Origin of the sequence: Jeotgalibaca sp. A122 (genome assembly GCF_052266715.1) — a bacterium.
In the GTDB taxonomy this organism is placed as follows: domain Bacteria; phylum Bacillota; class Bacilli; order Lactobacillales; family Aerococcaceae; genus Jeotgalibaca.
The window spans coordinates 1-531 of sequence record NZ_JBQPRB010000026.1 but is presented as its reverse complement, the minus strand read 5'-3'; the positions used below and the strand labels follow the sequence as shown (position 1 = coordinate 531).

Annotated in this window: 1 protein-coding gene; it reads right to left on the bottom strand. The window is 50.5% G+C overall.

Annotated elements, in window-relative coordinates:
- A partial coding sequence (locus tag ACTU7M_RS11500) for an RNA-guided endonuclease TnpB family protein (protein WP_443474526.1) occupies nt 1-531 on the bottom strand: 531 nt, incomplete at both ends.

The window sequence follows — 531 nt, the reverse complement described above, 5'->3', positions numbered from 1 at the left end:
TGGGTCGTGTACTTGTGCAGATAATCGTTGCGCTGATTCCGGATTTTGCGGTTGTACTTCGCGACCATCTCTTTCGCCTTCTGGACGTTGCGGAAGGACGACAGTTCCAACTCTTCTCCGGTCGTTTCCTTATGCGCTTCCATCTTTTCCAAAGCAAGCCGACGGCGGCGGGCTAATTTTCGTTCCCACGTTCGTTTCTTTTTGGCCAGGGAGCGTTCGAAGTGTTTGTTATTAAGCTTTGTTCCATCAGAATGGATAGCTAGATGTGTGAGACCCAAGTCAATACCAATGGATTTTTCGGTGAGGGGCAGCTTCTTCATCTCTTCCTCCACCAGGATTGAGGCGGTATATTTGCCGGTCGATTCTTTCCGGATGACGGCACTCTTGATTTTTCCGCGGATGCGCTCCAGGCCGTAGGCCTTCATCAGCCCCAGCTTCGGTAGTTTCAGATAGTGGTTATCCACCACCTGGATGTTCCCGTTGACGCAATTGGATTTGTAGCTGTTTTTCGGACGCTTGCGTGACTTGAAG